An 18,857-nucleotide genomic window follows, 5' to 3' on the forward strand; every position below is an offset into this window, starting at 1 on the left:
CGGGCGGATCGGCTAGCCGAGCGCCTGCTGCAGGTCCTCCAGGAGGTCGTCGACGTTCTCGATGCCGACGGAGAGGCGTACGAGATCCGCGGGCACCTCCAGGGCCGAGCCGGCCACGGACGCGTGGGTCATCCGCCCGGGGTGCTCGATCAGCGACTCGACGCCGCCCAGGGACTCGCCGAGCGTGAACACCTTGGCGCGGTTGCAGACCTCGACGGCCGCCTCCTCGCCGCCCTCGACCCGGAAGGAGACCATGCCGCCGAAGGACCGCATCTGCTTGGCGGCGACCTCGTGACCGGGGTGGTCGGGCAGGCCCGGGTAGAGGACGCGCGTCACGCGTGCGTGCCGGGTGAGCATGTCGGCGACCTTGCCGGCGTTCTCGCTGTGCCGGTCCATGCGCACGGACAGCGTCTTCGCGCCGCGCAGCACCAGCCAGGAGTCGAAGGGGCCGGCGACCGCGCCCATCGCGTTCTGGTGGTACGCGAGCTCCTCGCCGAGCGCCTCGTCGGCGACGACCAGTGCACCACCGACGACGTCGGAGTGGCCGCCCATGTACTTGGTCAGCGAGTGCACGACGACGTCCGCGCCGAGCGCCAGCGGCTGCTGCAGGTACGGCGTGGCGAAGGTGTTGTCGACGACGAGCTTCGCACCCGTGTCCCGGGCGATCTGGGCGACCGCGGCGATGTCGGTGATGCCGAGCAGCGGGTTGGAGGGGGTCTCCACCCACACGACCTTGGTCTTCGGGGTGATGGCGGCCCGTACGGAGGACGGATCGCTGGTGTCGGCGACCGACCATTCCACCCCCCACCGGGCGACGACCTTCGCGAACAGACGGAACGTGCCGCCGTACGCGTCATTGGGGATGACCACGTGGTCGCCGGGGCTGAGCAGCGTACGCAACAGGCAGTCCTCGGCCGCCAGTCCGGACGCGAACGCGAGGCCGCGACGGCCGCCCTCCAGGGCTGCGAGGTTCTCTTCCAGGGCGGTCCTGGTGGGGTTGGCGCTGCGGCTGTACTCGTAGCCGCCGCGCAGACCGCCGACGCCGTCCTGCTTGTAGGTCGAGACCTGGTAGATCGGCGGGACGACCGCGCCGGTGAGGGGATCGGCGGTGTTGCCCGCGTGGATCGCGAGGGTCTCGAAGTGCTGACTGATGTGCCTGTCGCTCATGGGCACCGAGGGTAGTGCGCTCGCGGGGCGCGCGCCGGACGGCGGGGCGCGGGAGGCCGTACTGCCGGGTTTTCCCTCGGTTCCGGCACCGGTTCGGGGAGTTTTCCACAGGTCGCCGGCCGGGTTCGCCAATTGTCACCGGCGTCTGGAACGCTTGAGCCATGGAATTTCTCTGGGTCCTGATCGCCGCCGTCATGCTGGGCTTCGTGCTGCTTCCCGTCCTGCGGCGCAGGCGGGGCATGATCGAGCAGGTCCCGGCCGGCCACCCGGACGCCGCCGACCCCGCGAACTACGGATTCGTGCGGGAGGAGGAGCTGGACGTCCGTATGCCCGGCCCCGACCAGGACCTGCTCGACGTCCTGGACCTGGTGCAGCGCACGCAGGAGCACCGCGCGGCCTCCCAGCTGCTGGCGGGCACGGAGGCGGAGGGCGAGCTGCGCTGGCAGCGTGTGCAGGCCTTCGCGGGTGCCGCGTCGCTGGAGCTGCAGCAGCGGCCCGGCGGGGTCAGCGAGACCCCGGGCGGTCAGTGGCTGAGGGTGTGGCGGGCCGAGCAGCCCAAGGACGCGGGCGGCGCCGCGGTGCACGCGGAGTTCCTGGTCCAGCAGGCGTGGCGGACGTCGACGCCGGGCACGGACGAGTTCCGGATCATCATGGAGGAGGCGAAGGCGGCGTGCGGCGATGCGGCGCTGCTCGCCCCCGGTGACCCGGTCCCGTACATCATCGAGCTGTCGGTGGCCCGCGGGCTGGCCTACTCGCAGCCGGAGTTCGAGCAGCTGTGGCTGAGGATCCTGGACCGCGCCCCGGCCCACATGGGCGCACACCTGGCCGCCCTGCACTACTGGTGCGAGAAGTGGCACGGCTCGCGCGAGCTGGCGTACTCCTTCGCGGAGGCGGCAGCGGCGCGCGCACCGCAGGGCTCCCTCCTCGCCGCGATGCCCCTCTTCGCGGTCTTCGAGCACCTGCCCGAGGTGAACCTGGTCAGCAGCTTCTACCAGAGCGAGACCGTGGCGAAGGCGATCCACGGGGCGCTGCACGCCGTCCACTCGGCCCGCCCCGACGACCCGATGCTCGCGCACGTACGCCATCTGCTGGTCTTCTTCCTGGTGCGCGCCGAGCGCTGGGCGGAGGCCATGCACCAGCTCATACACATCGACGGCCATGTCGGCGCGCTCCCCTGGACCCTGTCCGCCGACCCGGCAGCCGAGTTCGCGGTCTACCGGGCGCTGGCGGTGGCGGGCTACGAGGCGAACGGCGGCAGTCCGGCGACGCTGCCGCACTGAGCAGGCGACGGGGTGGTCAGCCCTCCGTGCGGGCGGGCAGCCGCCATCCCGGGCGGGGGAAGTGGCAGGTGTAGCCGTCCGGGTAACGCTGCAGGTAGTCCTGGTGCTCGGGCTCGGCCTCCCAGAAGGGGCCGACCGGCTCCACCTCGGTGACCACCTTGCCCGGCCACAGGCCGGAGGCGTCCACGTCCGCGATCGTCTCCTCGGCGATCCGCTTCTGCTCGTCGTCCACGTAGTAGATCGCCGAGCGGTAGCTGAGGCCGATGTCGTTGCCCTGGCGGTTCTTGGTGCTCGGGTCGTGGATCTGGAAGAAGAACTCCAGGAGCGTCCGGTAGTCGGTCTTCTCGGGGTCGAAGAGGATCTCGATGGCCTCCGCGTGCGTGCCGTGGTTGCGGTACGTCGCGTTCGGCACGTCACCTCCGGTGTATCCCACCCGGGTCGCCGTCACGCCCGGAAGCCGGCGGATCAGCTCTTCCATCCCCCAGAAGCATCCGCCCGCCAGCACGGCCCTCTGCGTCTGCGCAGCCATTGCAGTCCTCCCATATCGGTCAGCTCGGTCACTGGGACGACGCTGCTCGCGCACCATCGGCATCCCGTGCCCACCCCCCTCAACGCGCGAGGGTCCCGGGCGATTCCGGCCCGCCCCCCGAGGTAAAACCGGTCGCCGCGCGGGGCGGCCGTCCCCCACGCTGTATGCCATGGAAGATCCACAGCGCGGCATCCGTGCGGTCCACACAGAGTCCACGATCACCGTCTACCAGGCCTACCCACCGGAGATCGGCGGGCCCGCGGCCCGCACGGGACGTTTCCCGGCCGCGTGGAAGCGGGACCGGATGACGTGGATCAAGCCGTCGTTCCTGTGGATGATGTACCGCTGCGGCTGGGGCACCAAGGCGGGGCAGGAAACCGTGCTCGCCGTCGAGATCAGCCGGGGCGGCTTCGAGTGGGCGTTGCGGCATGCGTGTCTGTCGAGCTACGAACCCCGGGTGCATGCCGACCGTGCTGCCTGGCAGGGTGCGTTGAAGACGGCGCCTGCTCGGGTGCAGTGGGATCCCGAGCGGGATCTGCGGCTGCAGGCGCTGCCGTACCGGTCCCTGCAGCTCGGGCTCTCCGGCGAGGCCGTACGACGCTACGCGGACGAGTGGACGGTCGCCATCAGGGATGTGACCCCGCTGGCCCGGCAGATACATGCGTACGTGGGGAACGGGAACCTCGACTCGGCGGCCCGGCTGCTTCCGCCAGAGCGCCCTTACCCTGCGGCGGACGGACTCCTGGCCCATCTGCGTCCGTCGGCGGGACAGCGGACGGACGCTAATTCGGTTGCCGCGTCGCGTGCCGATGCGGGCTAATGCCACCCATGGCTGACATCCGGGGCTCGTACGACGGTCTGTTCACCGCGGTGCCCAACCGGCTGGCGGAGTTGCTGGACGCCGGGGACGTGGGCGGCTCGGTGGCCGTCTTCGTGGACGGCGAGCCGGTGGTGGACGTGTGGGGCGGGTTCGCCGACGCCGAGCGCACCGTGCCGTGGGAGCGGGACACGATCGTGGGCGTCTTCTCCGTCACCAAGACCATGACGGCGCTGTGCGCGCTCGTCCTGGCCGACCGCGGCGAGCTCGACCTGGACGCACCCGTGGCCCGGTACTGGCCGGAGTTCGCCGCGGCGGGCAAGGAGCGGGTCCTGGTGCGGCACCTGCTCTCGCACACCGCCGGTCTGCCCGACTGGGACGGGCCGGTCGAGGAGATCTACGACTGGCCGGCCGCCACGGCACGGCTCGTCGCGCAGGCCCCGCAGTGGGAGCCGGGCAGCGCGGCCGGATACCACTCGCTCACCCAGGGGTTCCTCGTGGGCGAGGTGGTGTGGCGGATCAGCGGGCGGAGCGTGGGCGAGTTCTTCGCTCAGGAGATCGCCGGGCCGCTGGGGGCAGACTTCCACATCGGGCTGGCCGCCGAGCACGACCGGCGCGTGGCGCTCACGGTGCCGCCGCCGGGACGGGACGAGGAGTACACCGCGAGCGCGCCCGGCCGGGGCTCGACGCCCGCCGCCGGGACCGCCATCCGGGTCCGGGACGGCAACAGCGTGGCCTGGCGCCGTGCGCAGATCCCCGCGGCGAGCGGATTCGGCAACGCCCGGTCGGTCGCGCTCGTGCAGTCGGCGATGGCCTGCTCAGGGACACTGCGCGGAGTGCGGCTGCTGTCGCGGGCGGGGTGCGAGCGCGCCTGGGAGGAGCAGTTCAGCGGCGACGACCGGGTGCTGGGCATGCCGGTGCGCTGGGGCCTGGGCTACGGGCTCTTCGGTAGCACCTACGGGTGGGGTGGCTGGGGCGGGTCGATGGTGATGATCGAACCCGAGGCCCGGATGGTGGTGGCGTACGTGACGAACCAGATGCGCGAACCCGCCGAGGACAACCGGGGTTTGGAGATCGTCATGTCCGTCTACGACGGTCTCGTGGGACTGCGGGCCTGACGGGCGGACGGGAGAAAGTGGGGGCAGTGATGGGCAGCCGTGGCAGTCGTACGTTCCTGATCGGGGGCGGCTGGGACGCGACGGCCGCGCACGCCGTCTACGGGCCGTTCCTACGGGCGGCCACCGGGCCCCGCATCGGCTGCGTCGTGCTCGACGAGGGGGACGGCGGCGAGCAGTTCGGCCGGTACGACGCCGTACTGCGAAAGGTCGCCGACTGCAGCCCCGTACCGCTGCGGGTGCCGCTCGGCGGGGAATTCGCCGCGGACCTCCTCCGGGAGCTGGACGGGCTTGTGGTCTGTGGCGGGCTGACGCCCGCGTATCAGGACGCGTTCGCCGGGTGCCTGGACCGACTGCGGTCCGCTCTCGCCGAGTTCGGCCTTCCGTACGCCGGTTTCTCCGCCGGGGCGGCGGTCGCCGCACGGCACGCTCTCGTCGGAGGATGGCTCGACGACGGCGTACCCGTGTGCCACGAGGACACCGCCGAGGACCTGGAGGAGATCGAAGTGCGGCCCGGGCTGGGGCTGGTGCCCTTCTCCGTGGAGGTGCACGCCGCGCAGTGGGGGACGCTGCCGCGCCTGATCGCCGCGGTCGCAAGGCACGGACTCCCGCACGGCGTCGCGATCGACGAGAACACGGTCCTGGAGGTCGGCCCGGACGGACGCGCCCGGGTCTCGGGGCTCGGGCGCGCACACTCCGTGCGACCGTCCGCCGACGGGGGCGTTCTCGTCCGGTCCTACGGAGCCGGCGAGTTCCTTCCAGCCGAGTGAACCGGCAGGTCAACTCCCGCTGCCGTACGGCCTGGTGATGATCTCCAAGTTGTGTCCGTTGGGGTCGTCGAAGTACGCGCCCCGCCCGCCGTCGTTGTGGTTGATCTCGCCGCGGCGGTGGTGGTACGGATCCGCCCAGTAGGTCAGCCCGGCGTCCTGGATACGGCCGAAGATGGTGTCGAACTCGTCCTCGGACACCAGGAACGCGTAGTGCTGGGGTGTGATCTCGCCGTCCGTCTCCATGTAGTCGAGGGTCACGCCGTTCGGGATCTGGACGGGGATGAAGGGACCGAACGGCGGGCTGGGCTCCAGCCCCAGGATGTCGGCGAGGAACTGGGCCGACGCCTTCTTGTCATGGGCGGCGACGATGGTGTGGTTCAGCTGCACGTTCATCGTGTGGGCCTCCTCACGCCCAAGATACTCCGAGCAGCGAAAGGCCCCGGCGTCGTCTTCCGCCGGGGCCCTGCTCGTCAGGCCTGTCAGACCTCCAAGCCCCTCTAAGACCTGTCAGATCGTCGCCGTGTCGATCACGAAGCGGTAGCGGACGTCGCTCGCCACCACCCGCTCGTACGCCTCGTTGATCTGGTCCGCGCTGATCACCTCGATCTCGGCGCCGAAGCCGTGCTCGGCGCAGAAGTCGAGCATCTCCTGGGTCTCGGCGATGCCGCCGATCATGGAGCCGGCGAGGGTCTTGCGGCCGGCGATCACCGAGAAGAGGTTGAGGGCGATCGGCTCCTCGGGGGCGCCGACGTTCACCAGCGCGCCGTCCCGCTTCAGCAGCGACAGGAACGCACCGAAGTCGAGCGGGGCCGAGACCGTGGAGAGGATCAGGTCGAAGGAGCCCTGCAGGTCCTTGAAGGTCTGCTCGTCGCTGGTCGCGTAGTAGTGGTCGGCGCCCAGCTTCAGGCCGTCGTCCTTCTTGCGCAGGGACTGCGACAGGACCGTGACCTCGGCGCCGAGGGCGTGGGCGATCTTGACGCCCATGTGGCCGAGGCCGCCCATGCCGAGGATCGCGACCTTCTTGCCGGGGCCGGCGTTCCAGTGCTTCAGCGGGGAGTAGGTGGTGATGCCGGCGCACAGCAGCGGCGCGGCCACGTCCAGCGACAGGGCGTCGGGGATGCGGACGACGAAGTTCTCGTCGACGACGACCTTCTCCGAGTAGCCGCCGTAGGTGGGCTCGCCGTCCTTGCCGATCGAGTTGTACGTGCCGACGTTGCCGCCGGTGCAGTACTGCTCCTCGCCGGCCTTGCAGCTCTCGCACTCCCGGCAGGAGTCGACCAGGCAGCCGACGCCCACCCGGTCGCCGACCCGGTACTTGGTGACGCCGGCGCCGACCTCGGAGACGATGCCCGCGATCTCGTGGCCCGGGACCATCGGGAAGATCGCCTCGCCCCAGCCCTCCCGTGCCTGGTGGATGTCGGAGTGGCAGATACCGGCGAACTTGATGTCGATCAGGACGTCGAACTCACCGACCTCCCGGCGCTCGATGGTGGTGCGCTCCAGCGGAGCCTTCGCGGCGGGGGCGGCGTAAGCGGCAACAGTGGTCATGCCGAGGGGTCTCCTAGCTGTGGTTACGCGCCCGGCTGCCTTCTGGCCGGGCATGTCGTTCAGCATGCCGGAGCGCAGGGGCTTCACCCAGCCCACGCTTCTGCATACGTCCGCTGTGCCTACCACTGGCGGGGTCAGGATGGTGGGCGTACGACAGTGAATACTTGAGGCATGGACGAACAGCCCCATCCCCTACCCGAGCCCGCGGGGGCGCTGGACCGGCGTGCCGAGCTCAGCGAGTTCCTGCGCACCCGGCGCGCCCGGCTGAAGCCGGAGGACGTGGGGCTGCCGGACTTCGGCCGGCACCGGCGGGTGCCCGGACTGCGCCGCGAGGAGCTGGCACAGCTGGCGGGCGTCTCGGTGGCGTACTACACGCGCCTCGAGCAGGGCAACGGGCGGAACGTGTCGGCGGAGGTGCTCGACGCCATCGCGCGGGCGCTGCGGCTGACGGACGCCGAGCACGCACACCTCACGCACCTCGCGAAGCCGAAGCAGCACAAGAAGAAGCCGGCGGCGCGGTCTCAGCAGGTGCGGGGGTCGCTGCGGCAGCTGCTGGACACGATGGACTCGGTGCCGGCGTACATAGGCGGCCGCTACTCGGACATTCTCGCCTGGAACCGGATGGCCGCGGCCGTCTTCGGCGACTGGGGGGAGCTGGCGCCGCAGGAGCGGAACTGGGCCCGGCTGGTGTTCCTGAATCCGGCGTACCGCGAGCTGTTCGTGGCGTGGGAGGAGAAGGCGTCCGACGTGGTCGCCCTGCTGCGCATGCAGGCGGGCTGCTATCCGGACGATCCGCGGCTGTCCGCCCTGGTCGGCGAGCTCTCCGTCAAGAGTGAGGAGTTCAGGCGGCTGTGGGCCATGCACGACGTCAAGGAGAAGAGCCACGGCGTCAAGCATCTGCACCACCCGCTGGTCGGCGACCTGCTGCTGAACTACGAGTCGTTCCCCGTGACCGACGGCAGCGATCAGGGCCTGATCGTCTACCACGCGGAACCCGGCTCGCCCTCGGCGGAGGCGTTGCGGCTGCTGGCCAGCTGGGGGGCGGACGCCACCCGGGCGGGGCAGTCGGCGCCGTCTTCCTGAGCCGTGCCCGGCCGTCGGCACGCCGATGAACGCCGGACGGGCTGAAAGTCACCCCTGGTACGGCAGCGCAGCCCCCCACGTCCACCGCGGCACCGGCTGCTCCGCCGGCGGCTTCGCGTCCGGGCCGGAGAAGTACACCGCCAGCCTCGTCCCCCACTCCACGTACGCCAGGAACGCCGACCGGAACTCGGCATCCGTCGGGAGGCCTGCGTCGTCCGCCGCGTCCTGGATGAGGTTGACCCAGCGGCGGCGCTGGGGCTCGGTGATGTGCTTGCCGAAGTGCTTGGCGACCATGTGGCCGTGGCCGCCCTGGGTGCGGGAGTAGGTGGCGGGGCCGCCGAAGACCTCGCCGAGCCAGAGGGCTACGTGTTCGGCGTGCTCGGCCGCGAGGTCGGCGAAGAGGGGGGCGAGAAGGTCGTCCTTCAGGACCTTGTCGTAGAAGACCGACGTCAGACGGGTGAAGGCGGCGGCGCCCCCGGCCCAGTCGTACAGCGTCGGCACCGAGGATCCCGTACCGCGTACCGTCGTCGGCTTGTAGTGGCGCATCTCCTCGATGTTGCCGACGTACGGGCGGATCTCCGCGAGGAAGTCGGGGAACAGGTCCGAGCTGCGGAAGCCCTCCACGTGGTCCTCGGTCGACGTCCAGGTGATGCGCAGGACGTAGTGCTCGAAGTCCTCCTCGCAGCGCGCGAGTTCGTAGTCCACGCACTGCGGTGCCGCGGCCAGCCGGCCCGCGGCCCGTGTGTAGGCGGCGAGGAACTCCGCCGAGCGGTCTTCCGGGATGCGGTAGCGGATGTACTCGACGGTCTGTGTGGTCATGCGCCCACGGAAACACGGACCGCCCGCCGGAAGCTGCACTTCCGGCGGGCGGTTCGCTCAGCGCTCAGCGAACCTGCGGCTCACTTGGCGTAGTACGCGTTGTAGATCGAGATCGTCGACTTGTTGTTCTGCTTGTCGGTGATCTTGGCGTGGAAGGAGATGGCCTTCCCCTTCTCCGGGTTCTTCACCTTGATCTTGCCGCCCACGACGTCGAGCTTCGTCCAGGTCTGGCCGTAGTCGTACGACACGTACACGGACAGCGACTTGAGGTTGCTGCCCTTGGCGGAGCCCTCGACGGTGACCGGGATCGTCACCGTCCTGCCGGCCTCCACCTTGTTGTCCAGGCCGGTGGTCGCGTTGAAGCGGACCATGGAGGCGGGCAGGTTGGCCACATCGGACGTCTTCTTCGAGTGGAACGTCCAGCTCGCGTCGATGCGAGTGGAGGCCTCGGCGACCCGGACGCTGCGCTTCACGGACGTCGTCAGCCTGTACTCGGCCTCGCCGGACGGGACCTTGAACTCCTTCTCACCGAACAGCGGGTCGTCGTTGGAGCCGACCTTGGTGCCGTTGCGGTAGAGGGTCGTGGCGACCGCGGTGAGGTCCGAGAAGCCGGCGTGGCCGGCCCCGTCGGCGAAGAGCGGCAGGGAACCGTAGATGCTGTTGCCCTCGCGGAAGAGACCGAAGTACTTGTTCAGGTGCGGGCCGAAGACCGCCGTGTTGAAGGTCTTCGTGTACTTCTGGCCCGCCTTGAAGGTCTGTGGGTCGCCCAGCGTCGCGGACGCCTCCGCGATCGGGAGCCCGTTCGCGTCATGGCCCTTGATCTGCACGAAGTCCCAGGTCCACTGGATCTTGTCGGACGTCGACAGGTACAGGGTGCGTGCCCCCGGCAGCTTCTGCTCGATGCCGTTCGCGAAGACGGCGTCCTCGGGGAACAGCCCGATGGGCTGCAGGACGCCGGTCTTGCCGGGGGCTCCGGAGCCGAGGTTGTTCTTCACCGTGGCGAGCTCGCCCGCCTTGAAGTGGCGGACCTTGTCGCCCTGGATCTTCCTGACCTTGGCGGTGGTGGCCACGTCGTACTCGGCGTCGTCGCCCTTGGTCCACTGGCCGTTCCAGGTCTGGTGCAGGCCCGACACCTCGCCGCCCAGCGGCGCCATGCGTATGTCGGCGAAGGACTTCGCGTCGAAGGCGACTCCGCCCGCGGGGTCATAGCTGTAGCTGATCGTCGCCTGCTGCTGCTTCGCCTGCGCGTCCGGCACCGTGATGTCGGCCGCCCTGGTCCTGCGGGCGTCGATCGTCACCGTGGTGTTCTTGGTGACGCTCAGCTTCGGCTGGACCAGCCAGTCGAGGCCGCCCTCGAAGTGCACGGGGTCCTTCGCGATCCAGACGTCCAGCAGGTAGTCGCCCTTCGGCAGGCGCATCGTCGTCGTACCGGAGTCCGAGACGGTCACCGGGTACGCGCGGCCCTCGGCCAGGCCCGAGTAGCCGGCCAGGATGTCGTTGTAGTTCCCGGTCGGCTGCCCGTCACGCCCGATGTGCTTGAACGTCACGCTGTACGACTGGACCTCGCGCTGCACACCGGCCGCGGTCCGCACGGTCTGGCCGCCGCCCGTCGCCGTCACATACGCGGAGTACGCGCCGTCGAGCGTGCCGCCCAGCTTGGTGTTGACCGTCAGGTTGACGGAGGCCTTGCCGCCCGCCGGGACGGTCACCTTCGTCGCGCCGAGCTTGAAGAAGCCCGCGGGGGCCGCCTGACCCTTGGGGTTCGTGGCGGCGGCGGACAGGTTGAGCGTGATGTCCTTCGTACCGAAGTTGCGGTACGTCAGCTTCTTGGTGACCGGCTTGTCGTCGGTGTGCGGCCACTGCTGCACACCGAAGCTCACCGACACCGGGTCGGCGATCACCGTCTGCTTGATGGCCCTGTCGACGGCGATACGGCCCGCGCCCTGCTGGAACGCCGTGTACTTGCCGCCCTTCGCCGAGCCGGTCAGAGCGCCCTTGAGCTCGGAGAACTTCCAGTCCGGGTGCTCCTGCTTCAGGATCGCCGCCGCGCCCGCCACATGCGGGGTCGCCATCGACGTACCCGAGAGGGTCAGATAGCCGGGCGGGTTCTCGCCGAGCTCCTGGTCGATGACGCTGCCCTTGGCCGCGGCCGCCGTGATGTCCACGCCGGGCGCAGTGACGTCCGGCTTGATGGCGCCGTCGAAGGTCGGACCGGTCGAGGAGAAGTCGGCCAGCTTGTCGTGGTCGTCGACCGCGCCGACGGTGAGGGCGTCCTCGGCGCTGCCCGGCGAACCGACCGACTCGGGGCCGGAGTTGCCCGCGGCGATCGCGAAGAGGATGCCCTTCTGCTCGGACAGCTTGTTGACCTCGGCCTCGAGCGGGTCGATGCCGGGCGCGTCCCGGCTGCCGAGGCTGATGTTGACGACGTCGGCGCCCTGCGCGGCCGCCCACTCCATGCCGGCGAGGATGGAGGAGTCGTCACCGGCGCCGGTGTCGTCGAGGACCTTGCCGTTGAGGATCTTCGCGCCGGGCGCGACACCCTTGTACTTGCCGCCCGACTTGGCGCCGGTGCCCGCCGCGATGGAGGCGACGTGCGTGCCGTGCCCGAAGTGATCGGTGGCGTCGGCGGCGGTGGAGAAGTTCTTGGACGCGATGACCTGGGTCGCCAGGTCCGGGTGGGTGGCGTCGACACCGGTGTCCAGTACGGCGATCTTGACGCCCTTGCCGTCGTAGCCGGCGGCCCATGCCTTCGGTGCGCCGATCTGCGGGACGGACTTGTCGAGGCTGGCCCTGCGGGTGCCGTCGAGCCAGACGTGCGCGATGCCCGAGGCGGCCTTCCCGCCGTTGGTGACGGCGTCCCAGAGCTCGGGCGTCTCCTTCTGCGGGGTCTGGACGGCGTCCGCATTCAGGGACTTGAGGGTCCTGCGAAGGGTGCCCGCGTCACGGACGTCGGCCTTCGCGGCGGTCGCCGCACCCTGGTAGCCGACGATCACCTTCAGGCCCTTGGCCTGGGACTTGCGGGTCGCGGACTTGTTGAGCTCGGTGATGTCGAACAGCCGCTGGTCCAGCTTGCCGGTGGCGACCAGCCGGGCCGCGTCCGCCGGTACGACGAGCGTGTGCCCGTCTGCCTTGCGGAACTGAACGGGTATGTGCTCGCGCCCCTTCGCCCGCTCCAGGCCGACGACCCGGCCCTTGGAGTCGACGACCACGCGGTCGCCGGTGATCAGGGTGATGCGGTGCTTGGACGTGAGCTGAGTCTGCGGAGCAGTCGTCGACTGCTCGGGCTTCGCGGACGCCGGACTGGTCATGCCCGCCGCGAGGGCCACGGCGGCCGCCGTGGCAACGGTCGCCGCGCACGCTCTTTTCACTTGTCTGCGCAAGTCTCCCCCTGGAGATGAAGTACCGGGCGTTTTCCCCTGTCACCCGGCCGGGGGCGGTCCCGCACACATGAACGCGTGCACCCCCCGGAACACGCAGTATGCCGGGGGGTGATCAGGCACCTCAATAGATGAGAAGAAGGTAAGAGGCAGCCCTGGGGACTGTTACGAGCCGGCCCCAAAGCCGTTACCTTCCCGGGCAGTTACGCGCCCGCGTTCTCCTTGACGGTGAGCTTGCCCTTGCGGATCGTCGCCAGCCGCGGGGCCTTCTTCGCGATCGCGGAGTCGTGGGTGACCATGATGAAGGTCAGCCCGAGCTCCTTCCACATGCGCTCCAGCACCTCCATGATCTCGTCGCGCATCGACTCGTCGAGATTTCCGGTGGGTTCGTCGGCGAGCAGCACCTTCGGCTGCTTGACGAGTGCTCTGGCTATGGCGACGCGCTGCTGCTGTCCTCCGGACATCTCGCCGGGCAGGTGCCCCAGCCGCTCGCCGAGACCGACCGAGGTCAGCGCCTCGGCGGCCCGCTCGCGCCGCTCCTTCACCTTCACCCCGAGCGGTACGAGGGCGGTTTCGACGTTCTCCTGGGCGGTGAGGGTGGGGATGAGGTTGAAGGACTGGAAGACGAAGCCGATGTTCTCGCTGCGGACGCTTGTGAGCTTGGCCTCGGAGAGCCTGGCCAGGTCCGTGCCGTCGAGGACGACTTCGCCGGAGGTGGGGCGGTCGAGACCGCCGAGCATCTGGAGGAGGGTGGACTTGCCGCCGCCGGTGGGGCCCTGGATGACCAGGCGGTCCCCGTCGGCGATGGAGAGGTCGACTCCGTCGAGGGCGTGGATGGTGTCCTTGCCTCGGGTGTAGCGCTTGGTGAGGTTTCTCAACTCATACATGAGGTGACTCCTGGGTGGGGTTCGGGGTGGTGCGTGTCGTTGTTCGGCCGCGGGTGGGTGGGGGCTGGTCGCGCAGTTCCCCGCGCCCCTCAAAAGCCGCCGTAGCTGCGGGCAGTCGTGCCGCTGGGGCGACGCCCACCCAAGCAGTCGGCACCGCGTCCCTGGCGTAGCTGCGGGCAGTCGTGCCGCTGGGGCGACGCCCACCCAAGCAGTCGGCACCGTGTCCCTGCCGCAGCTGCGGGCAGTCGTGCCGCTGGGGCGACGCCCACCCAAGCAGTCGGCACCGTGTCCCTGGCGTAGCTGCGGGCAGTCGTGCCGCTGGGGCGGCACGGGTGGGCGCAGCGGCACCCCGCAAGCGCGGGACGAGCGCACCCGCCGTTCCCCAGCCGCAGCCGACGTTCAGCTACTCGACGCGGCGAAGCGCATCCGCCGGACGCAGTCGCGACGCCCGCCAGCCTCCGAAGGCACCGGCAATCAGACCGCCCGCCACCGCAAGCGCCACCGCCAGCACGATCGTCGTCACGCTCACCGGCGCCGTCAGCGCAACCTCCAGCGTCCTCGCCGCCTGCCGACCGGGCCCCCCGAAGCCGCCGGGACCGCCTGTACCGCCACCACCCCCCAACTGCGCCTGCAGCGTGGGGCTGACGCTGGTCACGACGTACGCCCCCGCCAGACCGAGCGCGATCCCCAGCGCACCGCCCAACAGCCCGTTGACCATGGCTTCGCCGACGACCTGCCGGGTCACCCGCCCCGACTTCCACCCCAGCGCCTTCAGCGTGCCGAACTCCCGCACCCGTCGCGAAACGGCAGCGGACGTCAGCAGCCCCGCCACCAGGAACGCGGCCACCAGCACGGCGATCGACAGCCACTTGCCGACGTTCGTGGCGAGGGACGACGCCGTGGACAGCGACCCGGACACCGTCTTCGCGAGGTCGGCGGACGTCGTGACCGTCGTACCCGGGACGTTCTTCTGGATGGTCGACTTGACCGAGTCGATCTGCTGGGAGTCGGTCGCCTTGACGTAGACCGTGGTGATCTTGTTCTTCTCGCCGGCCAGCGTCTGCGCCTGCTGCAGCGGGATGTACAGGTTGGCAGCCGCGTCCCCGCTGTCGGCGGTCGCTGTGCCGATCACGGTGAACTTGACGTTCTTGATGGTGACGGTCGAACCGACCTTGTACTTCTTCTCCTTGGCGTAAGCGGAGTCCGCCACCACGACCTTGGCGTCGGTCTCGGTCGTCTTGAAGGTACGGCCGCTGGTGATCTTCGACGAGGTCAGCGGGCCGAGCGCGGTCTTGGTGACGTCGGTGCCGTAGACCGTGTACTGGTTGATGTCGAAGTCGGCACCGCCGCCCCGCACCTCGCCCTGCGGCTGCCCGGTGCCGCCGCCCCTGCCGCCCGCGGAGTTCTGGTTCTGCTGGAACCGCCCTTGGGTGAACTGGCCGTTGACCTTCACCACGTTGAGGCTCAGCCCGCCCACCGCGGACGAGACGCCCTTCTGGTCCGCGACCTTGCTGACGGTCGAGGCGGCCAGGGTCGTGAAGCCCTGCACCAGGACCCGGTCGCTGCTCTGCGTCGAGTCGTCGCCGGTGCCCCGCGCGTCGAACTGGAAGCGCGGACGCTGGGAGTTGCTCGCCGTCGGCGTCGCCGCCTTGGTGACGGTCATGTCCGTGCCCAGCCCGTACAGCGACTGGAGGACCTTGTCCTGCGCCCTGCCCATGCCCGACGACACGGAGCTGACCACGATGACGAGCGCGATGCCGAGGGCAAGACCGGAGGCGACGACGAGGGCCGCCTTTCTGCGGCGGCGCAGTTCGCGCCTCAGGTAGGTGAAGAACATGCGCCGCAAGCTAGGGACGCCCCGTGATGACTCGATAAGGCCCTGATAAGAGATGCATGAGAAGGCTGTGGCGCAGCCGGGAAGGACTCGGAAAACACCGATGCCGCCCCTGGGGGCGGCATCGGAGAGCTGTGAACCGACAGTGGGTCAGATGGCCGAACCGGCCTTCCAGTCCGCCCAGCTGAGGTTCCAGCCGTTGAGGCCGTTGTCCGGCTGGACGATCTTGTCGCCGGTGTTGGAGACGACCACGACGTCACCGACGATCGAGTGGCTGTACATCCAGTAGCCCGGCGTGCTGGTGTCGTTGGCGCCCTTGGTGTCGGACAGGCCCACGCAGCCGTGGCTGGTGTTCACCGAGCCGAAGATGGACTTCGCGCCCCAGTAGTTGCCGTGCAGGAAGGTGCCGGAGTTGGTGAGGCGGATGGCGTGCGGCACGTCCTTGATGTCGTACTCGGCCTTGCCGTCGTTGTCCGTGAAGCCGACGGTCGTGCCGTTCATGCGCGTCTGCTTGTACTTCTCGGACATCACCATGATGCCGTTGTACGTCGTGTGCTCCGGCGAACCGGCCGAGATCGGGATGGTCTTGATGACCTTGCCGTCCTGCGTGACCTTCATCTGCTTGGTCTTGGCGTCGACGTACGAGACCTGGTTGCGACCGATGTGGAAGGTGACCGTCTTCTGCTGCACACCGTAGACACCGGAGGCGCCCTCGACACCGTCGAGCGCGAGCTTCAGCGTGACGGTGGAGTTCTCCTTCCAGTAGTTCTCGGGGCGGAAGTCGAGACGGTTGGCGCCGAACCAGTGTCCGACGACCTCCTGGCCGCTGCTGGAGGAGACCGTGATGCCCTTCTGGACCGCGGCCTTGTTGGCGATCGCCTTGTCGAAGTTGATCGACACCGGCATGCCCACGCCGACGGTCGAGCCGTCCTCCGGCGTGAAACTGCCTATGAAGCTGTGGGCCGGGGCGACCGTGGTGAACGAGGCGTTCTCGTGCGCGACGCGGCCGGCGGAGTCCTTCGCCACTGCCGCGACCTTGTAGGTGGTCGAGCGCTCCAGCTGGGCGTTCGGCTTCCAGCTGGTCTTGTCGGCGGAGAGCGTGCCGGAGACGGCGGTGCCGCTCTCGGTCGTCATGGTCACGTTCGTGAGCGTGCCCTTGCTGACGGTGACGGCCGCGGAGTTGTTGATGGAGGCGTTGTCGGAGCCGTCCTTCGGCGTGATCTTGATGTCCGCCTCGGACGCCTTCTGGGCCGCGGCCTCGTCGGCCTTGGCCTGCGAGGTGTCCTTGCCCTTGTCGCCGGAGGCGTCGTCGCCGCCACCGCCGCCGGAACAGGCCGAGAGCACCAGAACCCCGCCGAGCAGTGCGGACGCGACCGTCAGGCCCCTGCGCCGCTTACTGTTCGTCATCACACGCTTCTCCATTGTCGCCGTATCCCCAAAAAGCCCCGAGAGTCACCGTCAACGAACTTCAACGCTACGGCCGGTCGGTCCCGTTCCACATATGCCGCAGGTGTGGGGCACACCACGTCGGAGACGAAGAAACCCCGGACGGCGATCGCCACCCGGGGTCACGTTTTCCCAAGCCGCTCAGGAGACGGCGCCGGCCCCCTCGTCTTCGTCGTCTTCGTCCACATCATCCTCGTCCAGGTCCCAATCCGGCGAATCGGGGTCGTAGTCGATGGGCTCGCTCGACCAGGAGGCCTGCGCGAGGTCGACCCCCGGCACCTCGCTCACCAGGTCGAACGGGTCGATGAGAGATGCCAGGGCCTCCGCCGTGTCTTCCGTCACAGCACCCTCGGCGTGCGCCCGCTCGTCGGCCGGCAGGTCGGTGTCGTCGGCGAGGCGCCGCAGCGCCGCCTTGGTCAGTTCGCCGGGGTCCTCGATTTCGAGGACGAGTTCCACTCGAAGGCGGACAAAACGTGATGTCTCTTCAGTGTTCATGCCCGGAGCGTAAGGCTAGGGGCTCCCGTGACTTTCCTGTGACCCGCGCCTTTCACTAACATCGCCCCACACGGCCAATTCGCCAGCGCCACAAGGGGATCGATATTCCGTGTCATCCGCTCGACGTCCGTTGCTGACCGCCACCGCCGCAGGCACCGTCCTGTGCGCCCTGTGGTTCGTTCCCTCCGCCAAGGCGACCGGGGAAGAACCGGCGGGAAGAGCGTCGTCGGCGGCCCCGACCTCGCAGGTCACAGCGCAGGCGCGGGCCGTCTCGGAGAGCACGGACGGCTCCGGCGCCCAGGCCCAACTCGCCGACACGGGAAGCCCCGACACCACTCCCTACGTCGTCGGTGGCACCGTCTTCCTCGGGATCGGCGCGGGATTCGTGGCGTATTCGGTGCGCCGGGAGCGCCTCGGGTTTTGAATTCGCTTGACGCTTCCTTGACGTCGCCTTCATAGTCCGCCCATGAAGAGATCATCGAGGGTGCGTGCGGGCGCCACGGCTGCCGTGAGCGTGCTGTCGCTCGCCCTCATCACGGGTTGCGGCGGGAATGCGGACGACTCCAAGGGCTCCGGCTCCAAGGACTCGTCCTCCTCGTCGACTGCGGCCGCGAAGGCGCTCAGCGCGGCCGAGCTGAACAAGCTCATCATCAGCGGGGCGGACCTCGACGGCTACGACGTCAAGTCCGCGGACAGCGGCGGCAAGTTCGCCGCGTCCAAGGACCAGGTGAAGGTGGCCGACGCGAAGTGCGCACCGCTCGCCTACGTCCTCACCGGGTTCGCGCCGGGCGACACGAGCGCGTACGTCAACCGGATGGCCACGGAGAAGAGCGACAGGCCCACACCGACGGGCACCTCGGACAAGGACCTCGACGCCGCGATGAACGGCCTCCAGGACGTCCTGGAGTCCAAGTTGACGATCGTCTCGCTGTCCTCGTACGACGGCGGGGGCACCCAGGACACGATGAAGTCCGTGTCGGACGCGGTGAGCGGCTGCGCGAACGGCTTCACGGTCTCGGCCAAGGGCCAGGACACGCAGAAGTTCACGAAGGTCGCAGAGGAGAAGGCCTCCGGCAGTGGTGACGAGTCGGTGGCGTTCGCCGTGACCGGCAAGGCCGACGGCGGCACGACGACGGTGCACGCCGAGGTGGTGCGGCACGGCTCCACGGTCGCCACCTACTACTCGATCAGCCTGGCGGCCCTGGCCGGCAAGCAGGACAAGTACGGCGTCCCCGCCGAGATCGTCAAGGCGCAGGCGACCAAGCTCGCCCAGAGCTGACCTGCGGGGAGGGCCGCCGCCGGGGAGAGACAGCGGCGGCCCCGATACCTGCCGGAGCGCTCAGGCGAGCGGACCCGTAACCCGCTCCACCGCTGCCACCAGATGCCCCTCACGCACGAACGCGTCCGCGGCGGCCAGATCGGGCGCCAGGAACCGGTCCGGACCGGGGCCCTGCACACCCGCCGCGCGCGGCCGTGATGCGGCCTGACAGGCGGGCCGGAGGGCCGCCGCCGGAGGGAGACAGCGGCGGCCCCCATACCTGCCGGAGCGCTCAGGCGAGCGGACCCGTCACCCGCTCCACCGCTGCCACCAGACGCCCCTCACGCACGAACGCGTCCGCGGCGGCCAGATCGGGCGCCAGGAACCGGTCCGGACCGGGGCCCTGCACCCCCGCCGCGCGCGGCCGTGATG

17 protein-coding genes and 1 pseudogene are annotated in these 18,857 nt (G+C 69.6%); 7 read left to right on the forward strand and 11 right to left on the reverse strand.

The window, feature by feature from the left end; all coding sequences use genetic code 11:
* Positions 1–12 precede the first annotated feature (12 nt).
* Positions 13–1,167 (reverse strand): cystathionine gamma-synthase, encoded by a 1,155-nt coding sequence (locus ACFY1E_RS17160; RefSeq protein WP_389076483.1) that lies wholly within the window; start codon positions 1,165–1,167, stop codon positions 13–15.
* Positions 1,168–1,328: 161 nt separating this feature from the next.
* Between ACFY1E_RS17160 and ACFY1E_RS17165 the strand changes: the two genes are divergently transcribed.
* On the forward strand, positions 1,329–2,447 hold the full coding sequence (locus ACFY1E_RS17165; RefSeq protein WP_389076485.1) for a hypothetical protein: 1,119 nt from the start codon (positions 1,329–1,331) through the stop codon (positions 2,445–2,447).
* A 16-nt stretch (positions 2,448–2,463) separates the two neighbouring features.
* Here ACFY1E_RS17165 and msrA read toward each other — a convergent pair whose 3' ends face one another.
* Entirely contained in the window at positions 2,464–2,976 is a 513-nt protein-coding gene (msrA, locus tag ACFY1E_RS17170) for a peptide-methionine (S)-S-oxide reductase MsrA (protein WP_389076487.1), read from the reverse strand.
* A 169-nt stretch (positions 2,977–3,145) separates the two neighbouring features.
* On the opposite strand from msrA, the gene ACFY1E_RS17175 reads away from it, so the two are divergent.
* Genes ACFY1E_RS17175 through ACFY1E_RS17185 form a run of 3 tightly spaced genes read left to right on the forward strand, consistent with a single transcriptional unit; the run spans position 3,146 to position 5,678 of the window.
* On the forward strand, positions 3,146–3,796 hold the full coding sequence (locus ACFY1E_RS17175) for a DUF4291 domain-containing protein (RefSeq protein ID WP_389076489.1): 651 nt from the start codon (positions 3,146–3,148) through the stop codon (positions 3,794–3,796).
* Between the two features lie 8 nt (positions 3,797–3,804).
* A complete protein-coding gene (locus ACFY1E_RS17180; RefSeq protein ID WP_389076490.1) occupies positions 3,805–4,911 on the forward strand; it encodes a serine hydrolase domain-containing protein in 1,107 nt (368 codons plus the stop codon).
* 29 nt (positions 4,912–4,940) lie between these two features.
* Positions 4,941–5,678: a Type 1 glutamine amidotransferase-like domain-containing protein gene (locus ACFY1E_RS17185; protein WP_389076955.1), complete on the forward strand. Its 738-nt coding sequence runs from the start codon at positions 4,941–4,943 to the stop codon at positions 5,676–5,678.
* A 9-nt stretch (positions 5,679–5,687) separates the two neighbouring features.
* Here ACFY1E_RS17185 and ACFY1E_RS17190 read toward each other — a convergent pair whose 3' ends face one another.
* Positions 5,688–6,071 (reverse strand): VOC family protein, encoded by a 384-nt coding sequence (locus tag ACFY1E_RS17190; protein ID WP_389076491.1) that lies wholly within the window; start codon positions 6,069–6,071, stop codon positions 5,688–5,690.
* A 114-nt stretch (positions 6,072–6,185) separates the two neighbouring features.
* Positions 6,186–7,226, reverse strand: coding sequence for an NAD(P)-dependent alcohol dehydrogenase (locus ACFY1E_RS17195; RefSeq protein WP_389076492.1), 1,041 nt, complete (start codon positions 7,224–7,226; stop codon positions 6,186–6,188).
* 171 nt (positions 7,227–7,397) lie between these two features.
* On the opposite strand from ACFY1E_RS17195, the gene ACFY1E_RS17200 reads away from it, so the two are divergent.
* Positions 7,398–8,309: a helix-turn-helix domain-containing protein gene (locus ACFY1E_RS17200; protein ID WP_389076494.1), complete on the forward strand. Its 912-nt coding sequence runs from the start codon at positions 7,398–7,400 to the stop codon at positions 8,307–8,309.
* A 48-nt stretch (positions 8,310–8,357) separates the two neighbouring features.
* On the opposite strand, the gene ACFY1E_RS17205 is transcribed toward ACFY1E_RS17200, so the two are convergent.
* The 6 genes from ACFY1E_RS17205 to ACFY1E_RS17230 all read right to left on the reverse strand — a co-directional run bounded on the left by ACFY1E_RS17205 (position 8,358) and on the right by ACFY1E_RS17230 (position 17,167).
* Positions 8,358–9,128, reverse strand: coding sequence for an antibiotic biosynthesis monooxygenase (locus ACFY1E_RS17205; RefSeq protein WP_389076495.1), 771 nt, complete (start codon positions 9,126–9,128; stop codon positions 8,358–8,360).
* Positions 9,129–9,208: 80 nt separating this feature from the next.
* Positions 9,209–12,508 carry a S8 family serine peptidase gene (locus ACFY1E_RS17210; protein WP_389076497.1) on the reverse strand — a complete coding sequence of 1,100 codons (3,300 nt, stop codon included), beginning with the start codon at positions 12,506–12,508 and terminating at the stop codon, positions 9,209–9,211.
* Positions 12,509–12,708: 200 nt separating this feature from the next.
* The gene (locus tag ACFY1E_RS17215; protein ID WP_389076499.1) at positions 12,709–13,392 is read right to left on the reverse strand and encodes an ABC transporter ATP-binding protein; all 684 of its coding nucleotides are present in this window, start codon (positions 13,390–13,392) and stop codon (positions 12,709–12,711) included.
* 403 nt (positions 13,393–13,795) lie between these two features.
* A complete protein-coding gene (locus tag ACFY1E_RS17220; RefSeq protein WP_389076501.1) occupies positions 13,796–15,229 on the reverse strand; it encodes an ABC transporter permease in 1,434 nt (477 codons plus the stop codon).
* A gap of 147 nt (positions 15,230–15,376) precedes the next feature.
* Positions 15,377–16,648, reverse strand: a complete 1,272-nt coding sequence (locus ACFY1E_RS17225; RefSeq protein WP_389076503.1) for an Ig-like domain-containing protein — start codon at positions 16,646–16,648, stop codon at positions 15,377–15,379.
* A 165-nt stretch (positions 16,649–16,813) separates the two neighbouring features.
* Entirely contained in the window at positions 16,814–17,167 is a 354-nt protein-coding gene (locus tag ACFY1E_RS17230; RefSeq protein ID WP_389076505.1) for a hypothetical protein, read from the reverse strand.
* Between the two features lie 109 nt (positions 17,168–17,276).
* On the opposite strand from ACFY1E_RS17230, the gene ACFY1E_RS17235 reads away from it, so the two are divergent.
* Both ACFY1E_RS17235 and ACFY1E_RS17240 read left to right on the forward strand, forming a co-directional pair.
* Positions 17,277–17,591: a hypothetical protein gene (locus tag ACFY1E_RS17235; protein ID WP_389076507.1), complete on the forward strand. Its 315-nt coding sequence runs from the start codon at positions 17,277–17,279 to the stop codon at positions 17,589–17,591.
* A 42-nt stretch (positions 17,592–17,633) separates the two neighbouring features.
* Positions 17,634–18,446 (forward strand): hypothetical protein, encoded by an 813-nt coding sequence (locus tag ACFY1E_RS17240; RefSeq protein ID WP_389076508.1) that lies wholly within the window; start codon positions 17,634–17,636, stop codon positions 18,444–18,446.
* Positions 18,447–18,506: 60 nt separating this feature from the next.
* Here the strand turns inward: ACFY1E_RS17240 and ACFY1E_RS17245 are convergent.
* A pseudogene (locus ACFY1E_RS17245) lies at positions 18,507–18,695 on the reverse strand (histidine ammonia-lyase); the annotation flags it as partial.
* Positions 18,696–18,857 lie beyond the last annotated feature (162 nt).

Source organism: Streptomyces sp. NPDC001604 (assembly GCF_042893475.1).
In the GTDB taxonomy this organism is placed as follows: Bacteria; Actinomycetota; Actinomycetes; order Streptomycetales; family Streptomycetaceae; genus Streptomyces.

Bases quoted from the DNA above. Each gene is read 5' to 3' on its own strand.
- ACFY1E_RS17160 (WP_389076483.1), bottom strand. From the start codon at position 1,167: ATGAGCGACAGGCACATCAGTCAGCACTTCGAGACCCTCGCGATCCAC.
- ACFY1E_RS17165 (WP_389076485.1), top strand. From the start codon at position 1,329: ATGGAATTTCTCTGGGTCCTGATCGCCGCCGTCATGCTGGGCTTCGTG.
- msrA (WP_389076487.1), bottom strand. From the start codon at position 2,976: ATGGCTGCGCAGACGCAGAGGGCCGTGCTGGCGGGCGGATGCTTCTGG.
- ACFY1E_RS17175 (WP_389076489.1), top strand. From the start codon at position 3,146: ATGGAAGATCCACAGCGCGGCATCCGTGCGGTCCACACAGAGTCCACG.
- ACFY1E_RS17180 (WP_389076490.1), top strand. From the start codon at position 3,805: ATGGCTGACATCCGGGGCTCGTACGACGGTCTGTTCACCGCGGTGCCC.
- ACFY1E_RS17185 (WP_389076955.1), top strand. From the start codon at position 4,941: ATGGGCAGCCGTGGCAGTCGTACGTTCCTGATCGGGGGCGGCTGGGAC.
- ACFY1E_RS17190 (WP_389076491.1), bottom strand. From the start codon at position 6,071: ATGAACGTGCAGCTGAACCACACCATCGTCGCCGCCCATGACAAGAAG.
- ACFY1E_RS17195 (WP_389076492.1), bottom strand. From the start codon at position 7,226: ATGACCACTGTTGCCGCTTACGCCGCCCCCGCCGCGAAGGCTCCGCTG.
- ACFY1E_RS17200 (WP_389076494.1), top strand. From the start codon at position 7,398: ATGGACGAACAGCCCCATCCCCTACCCGAGCCCGCGGGGGCGCTGGAC.
- ACFY1E_RS17205 (WP_389076495.1), bottom strand. From the start codon at position 9,128: ATGACCACACAGACCGTCGAGTACATCCGCTACCGCATCCCGGAAGAC.
- ACFY1E_RS17215 (WP_389076499.1), bottom strand. From the start codon at position 13,392: ATGTATGAGTTGAGAAACCTCACCAAGCGCTACACCCGAGGCAAGGAC.
- ACFY1E_RS17220 (WP_389076501.1), bottom strand. From the start codon at position 15,229: ATGTTCTTCACCTACCTGAGGCGCGAACTGCGCCGCCGCAGAAAGGCG.
- ACFY1E_RS17225 (WP_389076503.1), bottom strand. From the start codon at position 16,648: ATGGAGAAGCGTGTGATGACGAACAGTAAGCGGCGCAGGGGCCTGACG.
- ACFY1E_RS17230 (WP_389076505.1), bottom strand. From the start codon at position 17,167: ATGAACACTGAAGAGACATCACGTTTTGTCCGCCTTCGAGTGGAACTC.
- ACFY1E_RS17240 (WP_389076508.1), top strand. From the start codon at position 17,634: ATGAAGAGATCATCGAGGGTGCGTGCGGGCGCCACGGCTGCCGTGAGC.